At 67.6% G+C, this 472-nt stretch carries 1 protein-coding gene; it reads right to left on the minus strand.

Annotated features, from left to right (window positions below; genetic code table 11):
- The coding region (locus tag ACT84W_RS07765) for a glycoside hydrolase family 3 N-terminal domain-containing protein (RefSeq protein WP_444328788.1) at nt 1-424 on the minus strand (424 nt) is incomplete at its 3' end.
- Nucleotides 425-472 lie beyond the last annotated feature (48 nt).

The raw sequence follows: 472 nt of genomic DNA on the forward strand, positions 1-472 counted from the left end.
ACTGGATGCCGCGCACGTAGGCGGCGGCCATCTTGCCGGAGAGGTGCGGGTCCTCGGAGAAGTACTCGAAGTTTCGGCCGCACAGCGGGTTGCGCTTGATGCAGAGGCCCGGGCCCAGAAGGACGTTCACACCTTGCGCCACGGCCTCCTCGCCCATGGCCGCGCCGATGCGCTCGCCGAGGTCCTCGTCCCAGGTGTTCGCCACGGTGACGGCGGTTGGGAAGCAAGTCGCGGGCTCAGAGCCGTTGAGGCCGAGGTGATCGGCCGCGCCCGCCTGGTGACGCACGCCGTTGGGCCCGTCGGAGAACTCGATTGCGGGGATGCCGCGCTCGGGCAGCGGCCAGCTCCCGAAGGTTGTCTTGCCCTGGAGGAGCTCGCACTTCTCTTCGAGCGTGAGCTTGCCGATGATGTCCGCGTGCTTCATGCGTGTCCCTTCGCGCCGGTTTTACGACTCTGATGGTAGGCCGAAGGG

This window comes from Paratractidigestivibacter sp., assembly GCF_052362415.1.
Lineage (GTDB): Bacteria > Actinomycetota > Coriobacteriia > Coriobacteriales > Atopobiaceae > Paratractidigestivibacter.